Here is a 21,948-nt window from a genome sequence, read left to right on the forward strand (position 1 = left end):
GTCCCGGACGAGCTCGCGGCCGCGCGCGAGGAGCGCCGACGCCGCCCGGCCCGCTGGCTGCAGGTCGCGGCGGTCGCGACGGGCGCCCTGGTGCTGGGCGGCGGGGGCTACGCGCTCGGCGCCGGGGGGGCGGACCAGCCGGCCGCACCGCCGATCGCGCTGCAGGGCGGCGCCGCGACGGAGAGCACCGTGACCGGCGCCGCACCGGCCGCCGCGGACGCCGCGCGCAGCATGATCGCCCCCGGCTTCGGCGGGCGGACGACCTTCGCCGGGGAGGGGCTTCCGACGGAGGCGGGCCAGGCGCGGGCGTTCGCGTTCGACGCGACGTCGGCCGCGACGGCCGAGGCCGTGCGGCGGGCGGCGGAGGTGCTCGGCGTCGCGGGCGATCCGCGCGGCGAGTGGGGCCAGTGGGTGGTCGGGACGACGGACGGCAGCGCCGCGAGCGTGACCGTCGGCGGCGACGGCATGGCGAACCTGTGGTTCTACGACCCGGCGCGCGACCCGTCGGCGTGCCTGTCGGGGCTCCCGGAGCGGCTCGACCCGGGCACGGACGGCGGCGCGGGCCTCGACGGCTCGTCCGCGGGGACGCCGGAGCCCGCCGCGCCCGACGTGTCGATCCTGCCGGTGCCGCGACCTGCGCCGGCCGACCCGAGCGTGTGCGACCCGGGCGCGACGCCGACCGGCGACGCCGCCGTGGCGGCCGCGCGCGACCTGGTCGGGCGGCTCGGCGTCGACACAGCCGGGTACGAGTTCGCGGTCACCGAGGACACCGGCGTGCCGGGGCTCGTCCAGGTGCAGGGCGCCCAGGTCGTCGACGGCACGCAGACCGGTGTCGCGTGGTCCGTCGGCCTCGCCGGCGACGGCGTGCAGTCGGTGTCGGGGCCGCTGGCGTCGCTCGTCGAGCTCGGCACGTACGACGTCGTCAGCGCCGCGGACGCCGTCGACCGGCTGGACGACCCGCGGTTCGGCGCGTCGTCCGGCGGCGTGATGCCGTTGGCCCGGGCGGCGGCCGAGCCGGGAGCGGTCGCCGACGCGGACGCCGCCGTCGGCAGCATGCCGGTGGAGCCGCAGCCGGCGCCCGCGGAGCCGACCGTCCCGCCCGTCCCCGCGCCCGGCTCGCCGATCGCGTGGCCCGTGCAGGAGGTGACGCTCGTGGACGCGCGCCTCGGCGTCACGCTGCTGACGGCGCCGGACGGGGCGACGCTCCTCGTGCCGGCGTGGGAGCTCACCGACGCCGACGGCCGGACGTGGAGCGTCGTCGCGGTGGTCGAGGACCAGCTGGACCTGAGCCCGGTCGGCTGACGGGAGGACGTGCCGCCGGCCACACCGGCGGCGGCGGGCGCGGCGGAGGGCCGCGGCCGCTCACGGGCCGGGCGGTGCCGGAGGGGCGCCGCCCGGCCCGCGCACGCGCCGGCCCCGCCCGCGCGTCGGTGGACGTCGGTAGCGTTCCCCCATGCCCGCCGACCGCCTGCTGCTCCTCGACACCGCGTCGCTGTACTTCCGCGCCTACTTCGGCGTGCCCGACTCGGTGAAGGCACCCGACGGCACGCCCGTCAACGCGGTGCGCGGGCTGCTCGACATGATCGCCCGGCTGGTCACCGACCGGCGTCCCACGCGGCTCGTCGCGTGCTGGGACGACGACTGGCGGCCGCAGTTCCGCGTCGACGCGATCCCCTCGTACAAGGCGCACCGCGTCGCGCAGGAGGTGCCGGGCGGCACCGCGGTCGAGGAGGTCCCCGACACGCTGTCGCCGCAGGTGCCGGTGATCGTGGAGGCGCTCGCGGCGCTCGGCGTCGCGCGCCTGGGGGCACCCGGGTTCGAGGCGGACGACGTCATCGGCACGCTCGTCGCGCGCGAGACCGCGCGGCCGGCGGGGGAGCGCGCCGCCGTCGACGTCGTCACCGGCGACCGCGACCTCTTCCAGCTCGTCGACGACGAGGTGCCGGTGCGCGTGCTCTACACCGTCAAGGGCATCAAGGACCTGCTCGTCGTCGACCAGGCGCTGCTCGCGGAGAAGTACGCCGTGCCGACCGGCCGGGCCTACGCCGACATGGCGACGCTGCGCGGGGACGCGAGCGACGGCCTGCCCGGCGTCGCGGGCATCGGCGAGAAGACGGCCGCCGCGCTGATCCACCGGTACGGCACGCTCGAGGGCGTGCTCGCGGCACGCGACGCCGGTGACGCCGGCCTGACGGCGACGCAGCGCCGACGGCTCACCGAGGCCGCCGACTACCTGGCGGTCGCGCCGACCGTCGTCCGGGTGGCCGCCGACGCCCCCGTGGCCGACGTCGACGACCGGCTGCCCGCGACGCCCGCCGACCCGGACGCGCTCGTCGCGCTCGCCGAGCGGTGGGGGATCACGTCGAGCGTGCGGCGGGTCGTGGACGCGCTGACCGCCGCCGCCTGACGGGCGGGCGCCGGCCGGTCGCGACGTCCGCGTGCGGGGCACGTCCGGCGGCGTGGCACGATCGTCGACCGTGATCACGGTCAGCACGGACGGCTCCTGCCTGCGCAACCCCGGCGGGGCGATCGGGTGGGCGTGGGTCAACCACGACGGCACGAGCGCCAGCGGCGGCGCGCGCTCCGGCACCAACCAGGTCGCCGAGCTGACGGCGGTGCTCGAGGCCGTCCTCGCACACCCCGGCGAGGAGCCCCTGCGGGTCGTCGCCGACTCGCAGTACGCCATCAAGTGCGCCTCGGAGTGGCTGCCCGGGTGGCGCCGCAAGGGCTGGCGCACCGCGTCCGGCGGGCCGGTGCAGAACCTCGGGCTCGTGCAGGCCATCGACCGTGCGATCGCGGACCGCACCGGTCCCGTGACGTTCGGCTGGGTGCGCGGCCACACCGGCGACCGCTTCAACGAGCGCGCCGACGAGCTCGCCGGTGCCGCCGCGCGCGCCGCCCGTGACGGCACGCTGCCCGCGGGCACGATGCGCGAGACGCCGGTGCTCGAGCCGGTCGGCGCGGCACCGGTGCGCCGCACGCGCACGACGACGACCGCCCGCACGCCGTCCCGCCGCACCGGCGCGGCACCCGCGACGCGTTCCCGGGGGCCGGAGCCCGACGCCCTGTTCTGACCGGTCCCCGCCCGCGGGACCGACGTCCGCGGGACCACATGTCCCCGACGTGTCGGTCCCGTGGCCCCGGAGCCGGCCGTGCGGCCGTGCCGGCGGTGAGACCGGCGTCCGCGCGAGCACGCGTCCGCGATCCGGCGGACGCACGGCTCCGGTGGACCGGCGGCGCCGGTGCTGCGGCGCACCGGGCGGGACCTCGTCGCGCCGGAGGGGGCCGGTGCAGCGACGAGGTCCCGCCGGCGGGACCCGCCCGGGGGGGAGGAGCGGGTCGTCCGGCCGCGGGCGGGAAGGGGGCCCGCCCGCGAGTCGTCAGCCCGGTCCGGCGAGCGCCGCCCGGACGGTCTGCGTGAGGCGCTCGACCTGGCCGGCGAACCAGCCCGGGCGCGCGTCCTCCCAGTACTGGCCGACGGACGCCAGCGGGTACACGAGCACCTCGGGCGTGCCGTGCGCGAGCACGATCTCCGTGCCGAACCGGTCGCTGGCCGCGGCCCACCGCAGCGCCGGCGCGTGCGCGACGACGAGGTCGCCGAGCGCCACGCCGAACGCGTCCGCGAGCGGCCGCGGGTCGGGGCGCTCCGTCGCGTCGGCCCACTGGGCGCGGACCCGGTCGAACAGCGCGGCGACCGCGGCGGCGTCCGTCGGGTCGTCGCAGAGGTCCGCGAGGAGGGCGCGCTGCTGCGCGAGCCAGATGCGCTCCGCGGGGTTGAGCTCGTCGACGGTGTGCCGGTCGGCGGGGGCGGACGTCGGCGTCGGCTCCGGCTCCGCGACGGGCGCCGTCGCGACGTCCGCGACCGGCGCGGCCTCCACCACGGGTGCGGCTTCCGCCACGGGTGCTGCTTCCACCACCGGCGCGGCCTCTGCGACCGGCGCCGCCTCCGTCACGGGCACCTCCGCCCCCGGCCCACCCCGCGCCTCGCGCGCGTCGGCGAGCACGGCCGGGACGATCGGCACGAGCGGCAGCTGGTCGTCGGCGGAGTCGTCGTGCGGACCGCCGGGACGCGCGGGCCACACGGGTGTGATCGGGGCGTCGTCGAGGTCGTCCTCGTCGTCGAGGTCCTCGGCCGCGTCGTCCGCGCGGGTGGCGACGGGCTCGTCGACCGCGACGTCGGCGGCGCGCAGGGGCGTGTCGGCCGGGCCGTGCGGGGAGGGCAGCACGGAGCCCGGCGGCGGAGTCCGTCGGTCGAAGAGGCCCATGCGCCGTGCATCGGCGGGGGTGGTGGGTCCCTTGACAGGCGGAGGGCCGGTGTCGCCCGGACGGACGTCCGTGCGGCACCGGCCCTCGTCACCGGTCGGGGTGGGTCAGCCGACGCGGATCACCTTCGCGGCGGCACCCGGCAGGTAGCCCTCGTCGCCGCCGTAGAGCACGGTCACGACGTTGGTGGAGCGCACCGCCGGGAGCGTCACCTGGGCCGTCCCGTCAGTCAGCTCGACGACGTCCAGCGGGCGCAGGCCCAGCAGGACGCGCACCGAGCCGGTGCCGGCGGGGGCGCCCTCGACCGTGCCGCCGACCGTCACCGTGACCGTCGGGGTGCTGCCCCGCGGCACGGTCCACGTGTCGGCCGAGAGGGTCACGCGGGGCGCCGCCCGGGTGATCCGCAGCTCGGCACGGGCCGACTGCGACCGCTCGACGTCCGCCGAGCCGCCGTAGTGCGCGACGAGGCGGTGCCGGCCGGCCGGGAGGTCCCGCGGCAGCTCGACGGTCGCGGTGCCGACGAGCCCGTCGACGGTGAGCTCGCCGGTGGCGACGAGCCGTCCGTCCGCCCGGATCTCGACCGGGCCCGACGGGGCCCAGCTGTTCCCGGTCACCGTGACGGTGGCCGTGACGGGCGACCCGTACCGGGTCGCCGCGGGCGAGACCGCCAGCGTGGTCGTCGAGGCCGACTTCGCGAAGTCGTACTCGACGACGTCCGACGTCGAGCCCGCGTACAGCGGCGTGTCCGGCACGAACTCCGCCCGGAACACGTGCGGGCCGGCGCCCAGCGCGGTGGTGCTGAAGATGCCCGCACCGTCGACGACCTCCGCCTCGCCGAGCAGCGTCTCGCCGTCGTAGACGCGGAACACGCCGGTCGCCTCACGAGGGCTGACGCTCATCTGGAACAGGTTGTCCTCGCCCGCGATGCGGATCGAGTCGACCTCGAGCGTCGTGGTCGTGGCGATGGCCTCCGGCACGGTCACGTCGACCACCTGCGCGCGGTCGCCCCGCGCGTTGAGGTGGTGCATCGCGAGTATCCGCGCGTCGTCGGCCCCCGGGCCCTTGTGCACGTCGACCGTCGCGCCGTCGAACGACGCCGACACGAACTCGGCACCGATGTTCGACTCGAACCACAGCGGCGGGTCGTACGGGTCGACCGTGAACGGCCCGACCTGGTCGACGACGCCGTCGGCGGGGAACGCGTACTCGCTGTACATCGCGGCCCAGACGCCCACCTGGGTGCCCGGCTCCACGCCGAGCGCCGCGAGCGGCACCGGCACGGTGATCACGTTGCTGTCGAACGCGCCCGCCTCGACCTCGCCCGCGAACGGGAAGGCGAGCTCCGGACCGGCCAGCAGCTCCTCGGTCGCGAGGTCGTACGTCTCGACGACGGTGTAGTCGGTGTCGACGAGCTTGCGGACGATGCTCACGACGTCCGGCTCGGCGTCGCCGTCGGTGTCGACGAGGACGCGGGGCTCGAGCGAGTGGCCGATGACGGCCCAGTCGCCGTCGGTCGCGATGCCGACGCCGAGGTAGCCGTCCGCGGTGGGGTCGCCACCGGACGCGGCGACCGCGGGTGCGCTCGACGCCCAGCCGACGTGCCGGATGTCACCGGCCGCGACCGTGGACGGCGACGTCTGGGCGGTGGCGGGCAGCGCCTCGAGCCGCGGGCTGTCGGCGGCGTGCACGAGCGGCGTGACGAGCCCGTACCAGCCGTCGGCGACGACGTCGCGCCCGCTGATCGCGAGCTCGGCCGTCTCCGCACCGGCGTCCGCGAACTCCACGGGCGCCGCCTCGAGGTCGGTCGTCGGCCGCGGTGCGGCCTGCACCGGCAGGCGCCACTCCTGGTCGCCCGAGGTGAGGACCAGGCGCCCCGAGACCTGCGAGACGAACTCGCGGGCGAGGCCCTCGAGCTGCTCGACCTGCTGGGTCGGGTCGATGTCGCGGGCCAGCGTGGCCGGGTCGGCCGTGAACGTCAGGGTGACGATCCCGGTGCCGCCGGCCGGCACGCGCAGCGACGCGGGGCTCGCGGTGATGCTCGCCTCGCCGGACGTGGTGCTCTCGGTGACCGACGTGGAGTACGTCCGCGCCGTGCTGCCGAGGTTCTGCACCGTGACGGCCTTGCGGAGCGTCACGTCGTCCGCGCCGACCTCGACGACACCGAAGCTGACGGACGTCTGCTGCGGGCGCTCCGCGTTGTAGAGGAGCGTGTCGTTGGTGACGGCCGAGAGGGCGTCGACGCGGCCGGAGCCCACGCGGGCCGGGCCGTAGAACAGGTCGCCGCCGGGCTCCGTCGACACGTCGTGCGTCGCCGTGTTCATGATCCCGGCCTTGATCTGCGCCGCGGACCAGCCCGGACGGGCCTCCTTGACGAGGGCGGCGATGCCCGCGACGTGCGGGGCCGCCATCGACGTGCCGTTGCTCGTCGCGCCCGCGTTGCCGGAGCCGACGCCGGCGGACACGATCTGCTGACCGGGCGCCGCGACGTCCGGCTTCGCCCAGCCGAGCGAGCCGTGCGCACCGCGCGACGACGACGCGCTCAGCGTGTCGGCGCCGACGTCCTGCCGGGTGGACAGGGCGAGCGACGGGCCGATGCGCGCGACCAGCGTGCCCGCCTCGATCTCCGGCAGCAGCGCGTCGGTCGTGGCGTTGGTCATCTGGAAGCCGGGGATCGCGGTGTTGCCCGCGATGCCGGCGGGGAAGATGGTCTCCTCGGTCGGCAGCAGGACACCGACGGCACCCGCCGCGGTGGCGTTGTTGAAGCGCGCGCCCGAGCCGCAGGCGCGGGTGGCGTCGTCGTCGTCCCACCACAGGTAGGCGATCTTGCCGGCGACGTCCGCGGCCTGGTCCGGCGTGAACGGCGTGCAGCCGTCGAACGTCGGGCCGACGTACGCGACGGGCGCCGTGACATCCTCGCCGGTGTAGCTGACCGAGTTCTGACCGGCGTGGCGGCCGACGAGCGACGCGTCCGCGGCCTCGGTGACCTCCATGGCGTCGAACGCGAGGTCCTTGCCGATCGACCACGCGACGGTCAGGCCGGCGGGGCCGTTGCCGGGCGAGCCGCCGATGTCCTCGACGTCGCCCTCGTTGCCGGCGGAGAGCACGACGACCGTGCCGAGCGTCGTCAGCTCGGCGACCTGGAGCGACTCCGGGTCGTCGGCCGGGGCGCCGGCGGCGCCGAGCGACAGGTTGAGCACGTCGAGGCGGTCGGAGAAGTCGCCGTCGCCGTTCGGGTCGGCGGCGTGGTCGAACGCGAGCGGCGTGAGGTTGGTGGAGCCCGCGACGTCACCGAACACCTTGAGGGCGTACAGCTGCGCGGCCGGCGCGGTGCCGGGGCCGACAGGCCAGTCGGCGACCGTCTCGAGGGCGCTGTAGTCGCCGCGGAACGTCTCGCCGTCGGGCGTCACGCCGTAGCCGGCGGCGGTGCCGGCGACGTGCGAGCCGTGGCCGTTGACGTCGATCGGGTTGTCGTCCGGCACGGGGACGAGCTCGGCGCCCTCCCCGCCCGCGTCGTAGATCTCGCCGGCGAAGTCGATGCCGCCGATGAACTTCTCGGGGTCGAACAGGCCCTCGGGGATCGCGCCGGCGCCGCCCTCGCCGTACGCGGCCTCGTAGGCCTCGACCGTGCCGGGGCCGCCGAAGTCGGCGTGCGTGTAGTCGATGCCGGTGTCGACGATGCCGACGCGGACGTCGGTGCCCAGGACGCCGGTGTCCTGCCACGTCGCGAGGGCGCGGGTGAACTCGACCTGCGCGGCGTTGTCGAGCGTGCGCTCGGCGACCAGCCGGACCGACACGACGTCGGGGCGGTCGGCCAGCGTGCGGACCTGGGCGGCGTCGCCGACGACGAGGGCGCCGGAGACCAGGTTGGTGAGGGTGGCGATGCGGGTCGGCTCGGCGGCGAGCGTCTGCGTCGCGCCGGCCTCGGCGGGCACGACCTCGGCCGCCTTGGCCTCGGTCGTGCCGGCCGCGGCGAGGACGTCGGCGGGTGCGCCGCCGTCCTGCGCGACCTCGACGCCCGCGGGGGTGTCGAGCTCGACGAACGCGGTGACCTGACCCTCCGCCTCGGCGAGGGCGTCGCCGACGCCCTCCTTCTCGACGCGGACGGCGGGATCGCCGACGAGCAGGCCGGACAGCTCGTCCGGCGGTGGGGCCGCGGCCGCCGGCGGGGCGAGCAGCGCGGAGGTGAGGACGACGGACGCGGCAGCGATGCCGGCGAGTGCGCGACGTGGCATGGGCTCATCCCGGGTGTCGGACGGCTGGTGCTGGGCACGGTGGGCGCCGCGGACGGCGTCCACGGCGTCACACCCGGTATGGCTGCTGTCACAGTTCCCCCCGGGCACGGTGCACGCTACTGACCGGTAGGCGATTCGTCACCCCTCTGGCGGAATCCGTGACCCGTCCGGGTCCGTCGGGTTCGTCGGGGTCCTCCGGGCTGGTCAGCGGCCCACCGGCGCGCCGCGGCGACACGCCGTCAGCGCAGCGGGACGAACAGGTACGAACCGTGCGTCGTGACGTCCGTGCCGCCGTCGGGGCGGCGCACGACCCGGCGCATCGTCCGTCCCACCGGGACGACGAGGACGCCGCCCGGCGCGAGCTGGTCGACGAGTGCTGCCGGCAGCTCGTCCGCCGCCGCGGACACCAGCACGCGGTCCCAGCCCCCGGGGCGCGGCCGCCCGAGCACGCGCGGGTCGGCCGGCTCGAGCCGGGCCCACGGCACGCCCGCCGCCGCGAGGTTGCCGGCGCCCCACGCCGCGATCTCCGGCTCGAGCTCCAGCCCGAGCACCTCGCCCGTCGGCCCGACGAGCCGCGCCAGCAGCGCCGTCGTCCACCCCGACCCGGCGCCGACGTCGAGCACGCGCGCGCCGGCCGGCACGGCGAGCAGGCGCAGCATCGCCGCGACCGTGCTCGGCTGCGAGCCCGTCGACCCGTGCCCGAGCGGCAGGGCCCGGTCCTCGTGGGCGTGCGGCCGCTGGTCGGGCGGCAGGAAGCCGGCACGGTCGACCGCGCGCACCGCCTCGGCGACGTCGGCGGCGCGGTCGTCCGGCGTCCGGCCCGCCATACGCGGCAGCGTACGACCGCCGGCCGCGCGTCGCCCCGCCGCCGCCCGTTCCGCCGCGCGCCGGCGCCCGCCCGCCCGCTCCCGCCCGCTCGGCCGCGTGTATCTGCGGGCCGGCCCGCGCCTCGTCCTGGGTGGCGGGGCGACCCGCCCCGGCGCGGCAGGGCCGCCGTGCCGGCGCGGACGCGAGGAGCACCCATGCCGTACGAGGGCGACGGACGACTGCCCGTCATCTACGTCCGCGGTTTCGCGGGCGGCACCGGCGGCATCGACGCCGCCGTCCAGGACCCGCTCTGCGGCTTCAACGAGGGGTCCGTGCAGGTGCGCGTCGACGGGGCCGACCGCCCCGCGTACCACCAGTTCGAGAGCCCGCTGCTGCGGCTCATGACGGACCACGGCTACCAGCTGCTCGTGCACGGCGACCAGGAGGCGTACCTGCGGCAGCAGCCGGCCGGGACGGTGCCGGCCGCCACCGTGTGGGTGCACCGCTTCTACGACGAGCACGCGCCGGCGCTGACGCGCGACCCGAACCCCTTCTCGCTCGAGCGCGCGGCGCAGAGCCTGCTCGAGCTGGTCCTGCTGGTCCGCCGCGCGACGGGCGCGCCACGCGTGTTCCTCGTCGCGCACTCGATGGGCGGGCTCGTCGCACGGTCGTTGCTGCAGCGCGTGCTGCCCGACCGCGACGAGGAGCGCCGCCTCGACGCGGCGACCGACCTGGTGGACCGCGTCTTCACGTACGCGACGCCGCACGGCGGCATCGCGTTCGAGGGCTACGGGCTGCTGGAGCGGGTCCGCGACCTGACCGGCGTGCTGGGCGCCGACGTCTTCGGGCCGGACCGGATGTTCGAGTACCTGACGCCGACGCAGGCCGACGGGGCACCGGCACGCGCGGACTTCGCACCGGCGACGATGCCGGCCGGCGGCTTCCCCGTCGACCGCCTCTTCTGCCTCGTCGGCACGAACTCCGACGACTACACGGCCGCGCTGGGCATGGCGGCGCGCGTGGTCGGGCCCCGCAGCGACGGGCTCGTCCGCGTCGAGAACGCGTACGTCGAGGGCGCGCCGCGGGCCCTCGTGCACCGCAGCCACAGCGGGCGGTACGGCATCGTCAACTCGGAGGAGGGCTACCAGAACCTGCGCCGCTTCCTGTTCGGGGACCTCGCGGTCGAGGCCCGCCTCGTCCGCCTGCGGCTGCCCGGTGACGTGGACGACGACACGTCCTGGCAGCTCGAGACGGCGCTGTCGATCCGCGGCCTGCCCGTGGTGCTGCACCAGCAGAGCGCCGCCCACCTGTGCCCGATCCAGATCGAGCGGCACGGCGAGCCCGACGCCACCGGCACGCCCGTGCCGCTCGTGACGACGTTCCTGTCGAGCGACGCGACGCGCCCGACGGACGCGCGCACCGGCACCCGGGCGCCGGCGATGCGGCACGTGCTGCGCCTGCGGCTGGTGTCGCTGCGGTCGCACGACCACGTGCTGTCGTTCCTCGACCACCTCGAGCAGACCGCCGACTGGGCGGACACGCTGGTCGTCGACATCGGCCCGGACGCCGGCGGGCGCTGCGTGACGTGGGCGCGGTGGAACTCGCAGATCCCCGGCGCGGTGCGCGACTGGTCGTCGGCGGACGACGACCCCCTCGAGGACCTGGACCCGCGTGCCGGACGGTGGCGCGTCGAGGTGCCGGTGCCCGTCGGCGCGCGGACGCTGCTCGGGCCGGACGCCGCGGTGGAGATCACCGTGGCGCCGCGGGCGACGCTCGACGCGACGGGCGCCGGCGGCTGAGCAGCCCGGCCGGGCACGGGTCGGGCCGACGAGCGGGTCGGGCTGACGAGCGGGTCAGGCGTGCGAGCCGGTCAGGCCGTCGGCCCCGTCACGGCATCGGTGCGCGGCGCGACGACCGGCACGGAGCCGGTGAGCGCGGCGTGGCGGCCGCGGCGCTGCACCACGGGGATCTGCCCCGTCATGGCGGCGACGTGCGCGGACGTGGCGGCGACCGGCACGACCGGGATCTGCCCGGTGGCGGCGGCGACGGCCGCGACGGCGGCCGTGCGCGCGGCCGGCTCGACGACCGGGATCTGCCCCGTGAGCGGGCCGGTGCGCGGGACGTCCGCGGCAGCCGGTGCCGTGACGAAGCGGGGCTTGCGACCGGGGCGGCGGCGGAACCGCCGCTCCTCGACGCCCTCGAGGGTGGACGCGCGCCACACCGCGCCGCCGTTCAGCCGGCCGTCGGGCGGGGGCAGCCACGGCACCTTGCGGGACAGCCACACGCGGATCGTCGCGTGCTCGACCCCGAGCCGGCGCGCGAGCCGCGCGATGTCGTAGAGGTCGTCGAGCCCGCCGCCGTCGGCCTGCGGGGCCGGCTGCGGGCCGGGCTGCTGCACCGGCTGCAGGGTCGACGGGGCGCTGACCGGGGTCGAGAGGCTCCCGGGCGAAGTTGGCGGCGCGTCCAGGTCGGGCACGGGGGAGAGCGTAGTGCCCCGGGCCCGCGCTCGGTGTGACGGCCGCGTAACAGGATGTGCACGAGATCACCACACCGGTTCGGGCTCAAGTGTTCAGGTCGCGCGTCCGACACACTTAACGTGTTGCGTGTGAGTGACAGATTGCCGAGCCGTCGGCGTCGGTCGGGCGGCAGGCATGCCGCTCCGCGCCGTCAGCCGATCGTCCTCCGCCTCCCCGAGGGGCGGAGCACCCCCCTGCCCGCACGCCTCGCGCAGGGGGCGGTCGCCGTGGGCCTCGTGCTCAGCACCGGCGCCGTCGTCGTGACCGCGACCGCCGAGGAGCCGCCCGCGTCGCTGCTCGCCGACGGTCGCGACGAGGCCACCCTCGCGCGGCAGGCCGAGGAGCGCGCCGCGCTGGTCCGCACCGAGCAGCTGCGGTCCGAGGCCGTCGAGGTCGCGTCCGGCGCGATCGAGCAGGCGTCCGCCGTGCGCGCCGAGGCCGAGCAGGTCGCCGTCGCCCCCGAGGTGATCGCCGAGCTCGACGCCGCGACGGCCGAGCTCCAGGCCGCCATCGCGTCCGTCGACGTCGCACCGCTCACGCCCACCGACGCGCTCGCCGACCGCGACGGGACCGTCTCGCGCTCCGCGCAGCGGGACGGCGGGGCGGAGGACGGCGGGGCGCAGGACGACGGCGGCACGCCGACCGCGTCGCCCACGACCGACGCCGCGTCGCCGACCGCGTCGGCCGACCCGACCGCCGTCCCCGCGGACCCGGCCGCCGAGGCCGCCGCGGCCGCCCCCGCGGACCCCGCCGCCGACGCCACGCTGACCGGGCAGGACCCGGCCACCGCCACGGTCCCGGACTCCGGCGACCCGGCCACCGAGCCGCTGCGCGAGGCCCTCGAGCGCGTCGCCCGCGCGTCCGACGCCGCGAAGGCGTCCGCCGAGCAGAAGCGCGCCGAGGCCGCCGCCGCCCAGGCGGCCGCCGACGAGGCCGCCCGCGCCGCCGCCGAGCAGGCCGCCAAGCGCGCCGCGTGGAAGGCGTCGCTGCAGGGCTTCGACAACGGCCAGGTGCCCGAGTCGGCGCTGTGCGGCGTCTCGTTCGCCGAGTCGGTGCGGCTGCGCTGCGACGCCGCCGAGTCCCTCGACGCCCTCGACGCCGCGTTCGCCGCGCGGTTCGGCAAGCACCTCCAGGTCTCCGACTCCTACCGCTCCTACTCCCAGCAGGTCGCGTGCCGCGCCAACAAGGGCTCGCTGTGCGCCCGCCCCGGCACGTCGAACCACGGCATGGGCGTGGCCGTCGACCTCGGCGGTGCGGTGCAGTCCTTCGGCACGGCGGAGCACGTGTGGATGCGCGAGAACGCACCCGCGCACGACTGGACGCTGCCCGAGTGGGCCCGCGCCGGCGGCAGCAAGCCCGAGCCGTGGCACTGGGAGTACGTGGGCTGAGCAGGGAGGTCACGGCTCCGCGGTCCTACGATCGCGGTATGACCGCGACGCCCCCGTCCGCCCGGGACGAGCCGCTGGTCGGCCGGGCCGCGGAGCTCGACGACCTGGACGCGCTGCTGTCCGGCGCGACGGCCGGCGAGGGCGTCACCGTGCTGCTCGAGGGGGAGCCGGGCGTGGGGCGCACCCGCCTGGTCGAGGCGCTGCAGCGCACGGCGGACCTGCTCGGGCTCGAGGTCCGCACGGGACGCGCCGTCGGCCCGTCCGCGCCGCCGTACGCGCTGCTGTCCGACGCCCTGCTGGGCCCGGCCGGCGGGCGCGGCGCCCGCTCGGGCGAGTCGCGCGGACCGGTCGTCACCGAGCTCGCCGACCTCCTCGACGTGCTGCCTGCCGACCGCGCCGACGCCCCCAAGCGCTACGCGCGCGCCGACGAGCTGTTCGCGGCCCTCGTGCGCCGGCACGGCGAGCACGGCGCGTGGGTGCTCGTGCTGGAGGACCTGCACCTGGCCGACGCGTGCTCGCTGCGCCTGCTCGCCGACCTGGCGGGCGAGGGCACGCTCCCGCACGCGCTGACGGTGATGACGACGCGCGCCGTGCCGCACCGCGAGGAGCTGGCGGTGCTCGTCGCGGCCTGGACGCGCGCGGGCGCCCGGTACGTGGAGCTGCGGCCGCTCGGCCCGGCGGCGACGGTCGAGCTCGCGCAGTCCCTGCTGCACGCCAAGGTCGGCCCGCGTTTGCGGGGCGTGCTCGCGACCACGGGCGGCAACCCGCGGCTCGTCGTCGACGTCGTGCGCACCGCGCAGGCGTGCGGCGTGCTCGAGCAGCGCGGCGGCGTCGTCGAGGCCGTGGGCAGCGGGTGGCTCGACGACCTCGACCGGGTGGGCCGGGCGCACGTGGCGCACCTCGGCGCGCACGTGCTGACGATGCTCGGCCAGGCGTCGGTGCTGGGCACGTCGTTCGTCGTCGGGGACCTCGCGGCGCTGTCCGGTGAGCCCGTGACCGAGTGCTGGCGGACGCTGCGGCACGGGCTCGCCGCGGGTGTCGTGCACGCGCGCGGCGACCGGCTCGTCTTCCGGCACGACCTGGTGCGCTCGTCGCTGTACGCCGGGCTGGAGGAGGAGGAGCGCCGGGCGCTGCACGCGCGCGCGGCGTGGGCGCTGCGCGAGGCGGGCGCGCCGACGCACGTCGTGTCCGCGCACCTCGAGCGCGCCCGCTGACCCCGCGCCCGGACCTGCCCCGCACCGCCGACACCTCGCGCGCACCCGCGCCGGGCTCCTAGGTTGGACGCGGGGGCGTGCGCCGCGCGCCCCCGGCGGGCCGCCACCGGCGGCCCCGGCCAGATCCCGGCCACGACCGGGCACGACACCGAGGAGCGCACATGCCCACGCGTACCGCCCGCACCGCCTGGAACGGCTCCCTGCAGGAGGGCAGCGGCCAGGTCGAGCTCACGAGCTCCGGCGTCGGCACTTACCACGTCTCCTTCCCCAAGCGCGCGGCCGACGAGGCCGGCGGCACCACGAGCCCCGAGGAGCTGATCGCGGCCGCGCACTCGTCGTGCTTCGCGATGCAGCTGTCCGCGCTGCTCGGCGAGAAGGGCCACACGCCCGAGTCGCTCGACGTGACGGCCGACGTCACGCTGTCGCCCGACCCGGCCGGCGGCTTCCGCATCTCCGGCATCGCACTCACGCTGCGCGGGGAGGTCCCCGGCATCGACGCGGACGGCTTCCGCGAGGCGGCCGAGGCCGCGAAGGCCACGTGCCCCGTGAGCAAGGCGCTCACGGGCACGGACATCACGCTGGACGCGCAGCTCGAGTCCTGACGCGCGGCACCTCGGCCCGGGGGCCGCGCGGGCGGACGTCCGACGCGGGTCCCGGGCGCGGGGTGCGACACTGCCGCCCGTGGCTGTGACGACCGAGAGGCCCGGTGCGGACGTCCGGGACGTGGTGCACGCGCTGCGCGGGGCCCTCCGCGGCGCGGTGGACGACACGACCCGCCGGCGGGCCGAGTACTCCACCGACGCGTCGAACTACCGCGTGGTGCCGCAGGTCGTGGTGTTCCCGCAGGACCCCGACGACGTGCTCGCGGCGCTGCAGGTCGCGCGCGAGACGGGCACGCCGCTGACGTCGCGCGGCGGCGGGACGTCGGTGGCCGGCAACGCGGTCGGCACGGGCATCGTCCTCGACTTCTCCCGGCACGTGAACCGCGTGCTGGAGATCGACCCGGAGGCGCGGACCGCGCGCGTCGAGCCGGGTGTGGTCATGGCGCACCTGCAGCGCGAGGCGGCGCCGTTCGGCCTGCGGTTCGGGCCGGACCCGTCGACGCAGGCCCGCGCGACGCTCGGCGGGATGATCGGCAACAACGCGTGCGGCCCGCGCGCCGTCGCGTTCGGGCGCACCGCGGACAACGTGGTGGACCTCGACGTCGTGGACGGCACGGGACGGCGCTTCACCGCGCGCGGCGGGGCCGGTGCGCTGGACGTCGTGCCCGGGCTCGAGGGCCTCGTCCGCGGGGGCCTGGAGGTCATCCGCACCGAGCTGGGCCGGTTCACGCGGCAGGTGTCCGGCTACTCGCTCGAGCACCTGCTGCCCGAGAACGGCACCGACCTGGCGAAGATGCTCGTGGGCACCGAGGGCACGCTGGTGACGCTGCTCGGCGCGACCGTGCGGCTCGTGCCGGTGCCGTCGGCGCCCGTGCTCGTCGTGCTCGGCTACCCCGACATGCCCACCGCGGCGGACGCGGTGCCCGCACTGCTCGCGCACCGGCCGCTGGCGATCGAGGGCATGGACGCCCGGCTGGTCGACGTCGTGCGGCGCGTCAAGGGCGCGTCCGCGGTGCCGGACCTGCCGCCGGGCGCCGGCTGGCTCATGGTCGAGGTCGGCGGGGAGACCCTCGACGAGGCGCTCGCGACGGCCCGCGCGCTGGCGGCCGACGCGGGCACGGACGCCGTCGGCGTCTTCCCGCCCGGTCCGCAGGCCGCCGCGATGTGGCGCATCCGCGAGGACGGCGCCGGCCTCGGTGGGTGCACGCCCGCGGGCGAGCAGGCGTGGCCCGGCTTCGAGGACTCCGCGGTGCCGCCCGAGCGGCTCGGCGGGTACCTGCGCGAGCTCGAGGCGCTCATGGCCGACCACCGCGTGGACGGGCTCGCGTACGGGCACTTCGGCGACGGCTGCGTGCACCTGCGCATCGACATGCCCATGGCGGAGTCGGGGCGCCCGCTGCGCGCGTTCATGGAGGACGCCGCGCGCCTGGTGGCCGCGCACGGCGGGTCGCTGTCCGGCGAGCACGGCGACGGGCGCGCGCGCTCCGAGCTGCTGCCCGTCATGTACTCGCAGCGTGCGATCGACCTGTTCGGCGCCGTGAAGGACCTGCTCGACCCGCGCGACCTGCTCAACCCGGGCGTCCTCGTGCGCCCGAACGCGATCGACGCCGACCTGCGGCGCCCCGCGGCCCGGTCGCTCCTCGCCGGGTCGGGCGGGTTCGCGTTCGCGCACGACGGCGGCGACATGACGACGGCCGTGCACCGCTGCGTGGGCGTCGGCAAGTGCCGGGCGGACACGCGCGCCGCCGGCGGGTTCATGTGCCCGTCGTACCTGGCGACGAAGGACGAGAAGGACTCGACGCGCGGCCGTGCCCGCGTGCTGCAGGAGATGGCCAACGGGTCGCTCGTCACGCAGGGCTGGTCGTCGCCCGAGGTGCACGACGTGCTCGACCTGTGCCTGTCGTGCAAGGCGTGCTCGTCCGACTGCCCGGCGGGCGTCGACATGGCGCAGTACAAGGCCGAGGTCCTGCACCGCACGTACCGCGGCAAGGTGCGGCCGGTGAACCACTACGCGCTCGGCTGGCTGCCGCGGTGGGCGCGGCTGGTCACCGGTCTGCCGGGGCTGGCCTCGCTCGCGAACGCGGTGCTGCGCGTGCGTCCGCTCGCCAAGGCCGTGCTCGCCGCGGGCGGCATGGACACGCGGCGGGAGATGGTGACGTTCGCGCCCGTGCCGTTCCGGGCGTGGTCGCGGCGCGCCGGGGCACGCGCGGGCGACGTGCGCGTCGTCGGGGGAGCGGACGCCGACGGCGTCCCGACCGTGCCCGAGGGCGCCGCGCCCGGCGGCAGCCGCCCGCCCGTCGTGCTGTGGACCGACTCGTTCAGCGACACGCTGTCGCCGTCCGTGCCGCACGCCGCCGTGCGCGTGCTGCGCGACGCGGGCTACGACGTGCTCGTCCCCGACCACGACGCCTGCTGCGGCCTCACGTGGATCAGCACCGGTCAGCTCGACGGCGCCCGCAAGCGCCTGTCGCACCTGCTCGGGGTGCTCGGGCCGTTCGCCGTCAACGGCGTGCCCATCGTCGGCCTCGAGCCGTCCTGCACCGCCGTGCTGCGCAGCGACCTGCTCGACCTGCTCCCGGACGACCCGCGCGCCGTCGCGGTCGCCCGCGAGACGCGCACCCTCGCGGAGCTGCTGACGGCCCCGGCACCCGTCGGCCCGGGCGACCGCTGGTCGCCGCCGGACCTGTCGGACGTCACCGCGGTCGTCCAGCCCCACTGCCACCACCACTCCGTCATGACGTACACCGCCGACCGCCGCCTGCTCACCGCGGCGGGCGCGCAGTTCTCCGCGCTCGCGGGCTGCTGCGGGCTGGCCGGCAACTTCGGCATGGAGAAGGGGCACTACGACGTGTCGGTCGCGGTGGCCGAGGCGTCGCTGCTGCCGGCGCTGCGGGACGCGCAGCCGGGCGACGTCTTCCTCGCCGACGGGTACTCGTGCCGCACGCAGGCGGACCAGCTCGCGGGCGTCCAGGGCGTGCACCTCGCCGAGCTGCTGGCGGCGCACCTGCCGGAGCGGTCGGCGACGGCCTGACGGCCTGACCCGACGTCCTGCCCGGCCGCGCCCGGCCCGCCCCTCGCCCGCTCGCGCCCGCTCGCCGAGTGCGGCAGCTCGCGCCGAGTGCGGCAGGTGGAGCACCCGCGCTCGGTGCGACGTACCGCAGTCGGCGCGGCAGGCGGCGCGGCGGGCGACGCGGAGCGCGACGTCAGGCAGGCGTGCCGGACACGCGGCGCAGGACGTCCGTGAGCACGCGGCCGTCGAGGTCCGCGTCGCCGGAGCCGAGCAGGGCGTGCAGGAAGAGGCCGTCACCGACGAGCTGGACGAGGCGCGAGAGCACCGGGTCGTCGATGGTGCGGCGCAGGCCCGCGGCCCAGCCGTCGAGGTAGGCGGCCATGCGCTCGCGGGCCGGTGGGTACGTGCCGAGCAGGCGGAGGGCGGCGAGCATCGTGCGCTCCTCCGGACCCTCCGCGGACTGCGACCCCTCCAGGAACCACCGTGCGGCCTGCGCCGGGTCGTCCGGGGTGGCGGCGTCGGCGGCGGCGGCGCCCGCGTCCAGGCGGCCGAGCAGGCCGGCGAAGAGGTCGTCCTTGGAGCGGTAGTGGTAGAGCAGGCCGCCCTTGGAGACGCCGGCGCGCTGGGCGACGACGTCGAGCGTGGCGCCGGCCGGGCCCTCCTCGAGCAGGACGTCCTGGAGCGCGTCGAGGATGCGGTCGCGCGTCGAGGACATGCGGGCGAGCGTAGTCGTGGCCGTCGTCACCCTTCCGGCCGCGAGTGCGGCGGTGCTACTGTACCGGCTGGACGGTATAGCCGCGTGGCCCTCGGGGCCGCGCCCGTCGCGGGGCAGGACCCGCGCCGCGTGCCCGTCCCCCGGGACCCCGCCCGGTCATGCGGGAGACCACGACAGGAACCACCGTGCCCACGCACACGACCACGCCCTCCGCACCGCTCGCCCCCGCCCCTGCGCGCGCCGGCGCCCGCGAGTGGCTCTCGCTCGCCGTCCTCATGCTCCCCGTGCTGCTCGTGTCGGTCGACACGACGGTGCTCTCGTTCGCGCTGCCGCAGATCTCCGTCGCGCTCGCGCCGTCCGCCGACCAGCTCCTGTGGATCGTCGACGTCTACCCGCTCATGCTCGCGGGCCTGCTCGTCACCATGGGCACGCTCGGCGACCGCGTCGGCCGGCGGCGCCTGCTGCTGATCGGTGCCGCCGGGTTCGGCCTCGTCAGCCTGCTCGCCGCGTTCGCCACCGACGCCGGCCACCTCGTCGCCGCCCGCGCCCTGCTCGGCGTGTTCGGCGCGACGCTCATGCCGTCCACGCTGTCGCTGCTGCGCAACGTCTTCCTCGACGACGCCCAGCGCCGCCTCGCCATCGCGATCTGGGCGTCCGGGTTCGCCGGCGGGTCCGTGCTCGGACCGGTCGTCGGCGGCTGGCTGCTCGAGCACTACTGGTGGGGCTCGATCTTCCTGCTCAACGTGCCCGTGCTGCTGGTGCTGCTGGTCGTCGGGCGGCTGCTGCTGCCGGAGTCGCGCAACCCGTCGGCGGCACGGCTCGACGTGCCGAGCGTCGTGCTCGCGACCGTCGGCATGCTCCCGCTCGTCTACGGCATCAAGACGACCGCCGGGCACGGCGTCGGCGCGCTGGGCCTGGGCGCGCTCGCCGTGGGCGCGGCGCTGGTGGCCGTGTTCGTCCGCCGGCAGACGCGGCTGGCCGAGCCGCTGCTCGACGTCGGCCTGTTCCGCCGGCCGGTGTTCTCCGCGTCGGTGGCGGCGAACTTCACCGCGTCGTTCGCGCTCGCGGGCCTCGTGCTGGTCGTGTCGCAGGTGCTGCAGCTGGTCGTCGGGCTGTCGCCGCGCGAGGCGGGCACCGCGCTGCTGCCGGGTGCCGTCGCGTCGATCGTGTCCGGGCTCGTGGCGGTGCGGCTCGCGCGCACGGCCCCGCGGTGGGCGCTCGTGCCGGCGGGCATGCTGCTCGCCGTGGCAGGCTACGCGCTCGGCGCCGTCGTCGCGCAGGACGTCGGCACGGGCGGCGTCGTCGCGGTGTTCTGCCTGGTCGGAGCCGGTGTGGGCCTGGCCGAGACGCTCACCAACGACGCGATCCTCGCGTCCGTCCCGCCCGAGCGCGCCGGTGCGGCGTCCGGCATCTCCGAGACGTCGTACGAGCTCGGCGCCTCGCTGGGCGTCGCCGTGCTGGGGTCCGTCCTGTCGGCCGTCTACGGCGCGGACCTCGTGCTGCCCGACGCCGTCGAGCCCGGCCAGGCGCACGCCGCCCGGCAGACGCTCGGCGGTGCCGTGACGGTCGCGGACGGCCTGCCCGGCGCCGTCGGTGCGCAGGTCCGTGCCGCCGCCGAGTCCGCGTTCACGCACGGCGTCGCGGTGACGTCCGCCGCCGCGGCCGTCGCGCTCGCCGTCGTCGGACTGGCGGTCGGCCTCGCCCTGCGCCGCGCCGGCCTGGGCCGCACCACCGACGCCTGACCCGCGGCGCGCAGGCGCCGCCCACCCCTCGCCGAGCGCGGTACGTCGCACCGAGCGCGGGTGGTGCACCTCCCGCGCTCGGTGGCAGGTACCGCGCTCGCGGGGAGTGCGGGCGGGTGCGGGCGGGCGGGGTGGACGTGGCGGTGGGGCGCGGGCCAGGGTGGGCGCATGCTCGTCGCCTTCTCCGTCGCCCCGCTCGGTGCGGGCGAGTCCGTGTCCGAGGCCGTCGCGGACGCCCTGCGCGTCGTCCGCGCGTCCGGGCTGCCGCACCGCACCGACGCCATGTTCACCACGCTCGAGGGTGAGTGGGACGAGGTGATGGACGTCGTCAAGCGGGCGACCGAGGCGGTCGGGCGGCACGGCGACCGCGTCAGCCTCGTGCTCAAGGCCGACATCCGGCCCGGGCGCACGGGCGAGATGCAGGCGAAGGTGGACCGCGTCGAGGCGCTGCTGGCCGACGACTGACCGTCCCGCCGCGCGGCACCCCGCGCAGGACGCGGCCCGGTGACCGACATGACCACCGCCACCCCTTCGACGGGCTGACGCGGCCCGGCGCGACGTGGGACAGTGGTGCCTCCGCGAGGCGCGCGAGGCGGACGCGCCGCCCGCGGCGACGGTGCACGGCCCGGGGCGGGCGCGTGCCCAGGAGGGGCCCGGACGCGACATGCCGATCTTCGAGCTCGACGAGGGACGTCCCCGCCTCGTCCAGCCGATGCAGCCGCTCGCCGGGTCGTTCGCGCAGGAGGTCGGCGCGCTCGTCACCCACCACCTCGCCGCGATCGCGGGGGAGCCGCTCTTCGTCGTCCGCACGCGCGCCGCCGCCGCCGAGCGCGGCGACCTGCCCGAGCTGCTCGCGCTCGACGCCGCCGGCCGGCCCGTGGTCGTCGAGGTCGCACAGGTGCTCGACGACGACGCGATCGTGGCCGCCCTGCGCCGCGGCGGTGCGGCCGCGCGGCTCACGACGTCCGACCTGGCGCGCGCCTACCACGCGGACCCCGGCCGGTTCGCCGTGGACTTCGCCGCGTTCCGGGAGCACGTGCCCGTCGGTGCCCCGACGAGCCGCCGCGACGGCGTCCGCCTGCTGCTGCTGTGCTCCGAGGTCGCCGCCGAGGCCGCCGACACCCTGGCGTTCCTGCGCGGCCCCGCGCGGCAGGTCGACGTGCTCCAGGTCGGTGTCGTGCGCGGCGACGAGCGGCGCCTGCTCGACGTGTCGCCGCTCGCGCTGCACGAGGGCTCCCGCCGCTCGGTCGAGCCGACGGCGCTGCGGCTCGTCCGCTCGAGCGAGGCGTTCGCGACGGCCATGGCCTACGACGACCAGCGTGGCACCGGCACGCCCGTGCGCAAGGCGCCGCCGACCGGGGAGCTGCGCGCCGTCGCGCCCCCGCCGCGCCCCGAGCCGCCCGCGCCCACGCCCATCGGCCGGCGCGGCAGCGTCACCGAGCCGACGCCGTTGCCGTTC

At 77.2% G+C, this 21,948-nt stretch carries 14 protein-coding genes and 2 pseudogenes; 11 read left to right on the plus strand and 5 right to left on the minus strand.

Features of this window, described 5'->3' with window-relative positions; translation table 11 throughout:
• The 3 genes and pseudogenes from AB6N23_RS09975 to AB6N23_RS09985 all read left to right on the plus strand — a co-directional run.
• Positions 1 to 1,302, plus strand: a pseudogene (locus AB6N23_RS09975) (hypothetical protein); the annotation flags it as partial.
• Positions 1,303 to 1,453: 151 nt separating this feature from the next.
• The gene (locus AB6N23_RS09980) at positions 1,454 to 2,407 is read left to right on the plus strand and encodes a 5'-3' exonuclease (protein WP_412865926.1); all 954 of its coding nucleotides are present in this window, start codon (positions 1,454 to 1,456) and stop codon (positions 2,405 to 2,407) included.
• Between the two features lie 70 nt (positions 2,408 to 2,477).
• Entirely contained in the window at positions 2,478 to 3,074 is a 597-nt protein-coding gene (locus AB6N23_RS09985; RefSeq protein WP_412865927.1) for a ribonuclease H family protein, read from the plus strand.
• A gap of 306 nt (positions 3,075 to 3,380) precedes the next feature.
• Here AB6N23_RS09985 and AB6N23_RS09990 read toward each other — a convergent pair whose 3' ends face one another.
• From AB6N23_RS09990 to AB6N23_RS10000, 3 genes are all read right to left on the minus strand, one after another.
• A complete protein-coding gene (locus AB6N23_RS09990) occupies positions 3,381 to 4,265 on the minus strand; it encodes a DUF3806 domain-containing protein (protein ID WP_412865928.1) in 885 nt (294 codons plus the stop codon).
• Between the two features lie 105 nt (positions 4,266 to 4,370).
• Complete coding sequence (locus AB6N23_RS09995) at positions 4,371 to 8,495, minus strand: S8 family serine peptidase (protein WP_412865929.1); 4,125 nt, start codon at positions 8,493 to 8,495, stop codon at positions 4,371 to 4,373.
• A gap of 239 nt (positions 8,496 to 8,734) precedes the next feature.
• Positions 8,735 to 9,322 carry a protein-L-isoaspartate O-methyltransferase family protein gene (locus tag AB6N23_RS10000; RefSeq protein WP_412865930.1) on the minus strand — a complete coding sequence of 196 codons (588 nt, stop codon included), beginning with the start codon at positions 9,320 to 9,322 and terminating at the stop codon, positions 8,735 to 8,737.
• 195 nt (positions 9,323 to 9,517) lie between these two features.
• Here AB6N23_RS10000 and AB6N23_RS10005 point away from each other — a divergent pair, with 195 nt between their 5' ends.
• Positions 9,518 to 11,101 carry an esterase/lipase family protein gene (locus AB6N23_RS10005; protein ID WP_412865931.1) on the plus strand — a complete coding sequence of 528 codons (1,584 nt, stop codon included), beginning with the start codon at positions 9,518 to 9,520 and terminating at the stop codon, positions 11,099 to 11,101.
• A gap of 71 nt (positions 11,102 to 11,172) precedes the next feature.
• On the opposite strand, the gene AB6N23_RS10010 is transcribed toward AB6N23_RS10005, so the two are convergent.
• Positions 11,173 to 11,778 (minus strand): hypothetical protein, encoded by a 606-nt coding sequence (locus AB6N23_RS10010; RefSeq protein ID WP_412865932.1) that lies wholly within the window; start codon positions 11,776 to 11,778, stop codon positions 11,173 to 11,175.
• A 276-nt stretch (positions 11,779 to 12,054) separates the two neighbouring features.
• Between AB6N23_RS10010 and AB6N23_RS10015 the strand changes: the two genes are divergently transcribed.
• The 4 genes from AB6N23_RS10015 (at position 12,055) to AB6N23_RS10030 (ending at position 18,053) form a co-directional block, all read left to right on the plus strand.
• On the plus strand, positions 12,055 to 13,206 hold the full coding sequence (locus AB6N23_RS10015) for a D-alanyl-D-alanine carboxypeptidase family protein (protein WP_412865933.1): 1,152 nt from the start codon (positions 12,055 to 12,057) through the stop codon (positions 13,204 to 13,206).
• Positions 13,207 to 13,244: 38 nt separating this feature from the next.
• Positions 13,245 to 14,420: an AAA family ATPase gene (locus AB6N23_RS10020; protein WP_412865934.1), complete on the plus strand. Its 1,176-nt coding sequence runs from the start codon at positions 13,245 to 13,247 to the stop codon at positions 14,418 to 14,420.
• Positions 14,421 to 14,581: 161 nt separating this feature from the next.
• Complete coding sequence (locus AB6N23_RS10025) at positions 14,582 to 15,022, plus strand: OsmC family protein (RefSeq protein WP_412865935.1); 441 nt, start codon at positions 14,582 to 14,584, stop codon at positions 15,020 to 15,022.
• 79 nt (positions 15,023 to 15,101) lie between these two features.
• Positions 15,102 to 18,053: an FAD-binding and (Fe-S)-binding domain-containing protein gene (locus tag AB6N23_RS10030; protein WP_412865936.1), complete on the plus strand. Its 2,952-nt coding sequence runs from the start codon at positions 15,102 to 15,104 to the stop codon at positions 18,051 to 18,053.
• Between the two features lie 172 nt (positions 18,054 to 18,225).
• Here the strand turns inward: AB6N23_RS10030 and AB6N23_RS10035 are convergent, their stop codons facing one another.
• The gene (locus AB6N23_RS10035; RefSeq protein ID WP_412865937.1) at positions 18,226 to 18,747 is read right to left on the minus strand and encodes a TetR/AcrR family transcriptional regulator; all 522 of its coding nucleotides are present in this window, start codon (positions 18,745 to 18,747) and stop codon (positions 18,226 to 18,228) included.
• Between the two features lie 158 nt (positions 18,748 to 18,905).
• Here AB6N23_RS10035 and AB6N23_RS10040 point away from each other — a divergent pair, with 158 nt between their 5' ends.
• The 3 genes and pseudogenes from AB6N23_RS10040 to AB6N23_RS10050 form a co-directional block, all read left to right on the plus strand.
• Positions 18,906 to 20,489, plus strand: a complete 1,584-nt coding sequence (locus AB6N23_RS10040; RefSeq protein WP_412865938.1) for an MFS transporter — start codon at positions 18,906 to 18,908, stop codon at positions 20,487 to 20,489.
• Positions 20,490 to 20,657: 168 nt separating this feature from the next.
• Complete coding sequence (locus AB6N23_RS10045) at positions 20,658 to 20,954, plus strand: MTH1187 family thiamine-binding protein (protein WP_378201212.1); 297 nt, start codon at positions 20,658 to 20,660, stop codon at positions 20,952 to 20,954.
• Between the two features lie 199 nt (positions 20,955 to 21,153).
• Positions 21,154 to 21,948: pseudogene (locus AB6N23_RS10050) on the plus strand (hypothetical protein); the annotation flags it as partial.

The sequence above is a fragment of the Cellulomonas pasadenensis genome, assembly GCF_047229365.1.
GTDB lineage: Bacteria > Actinomycetota > Actinomycetes > Actinomycetales > Cellulomonadaceae > Cellulomonas.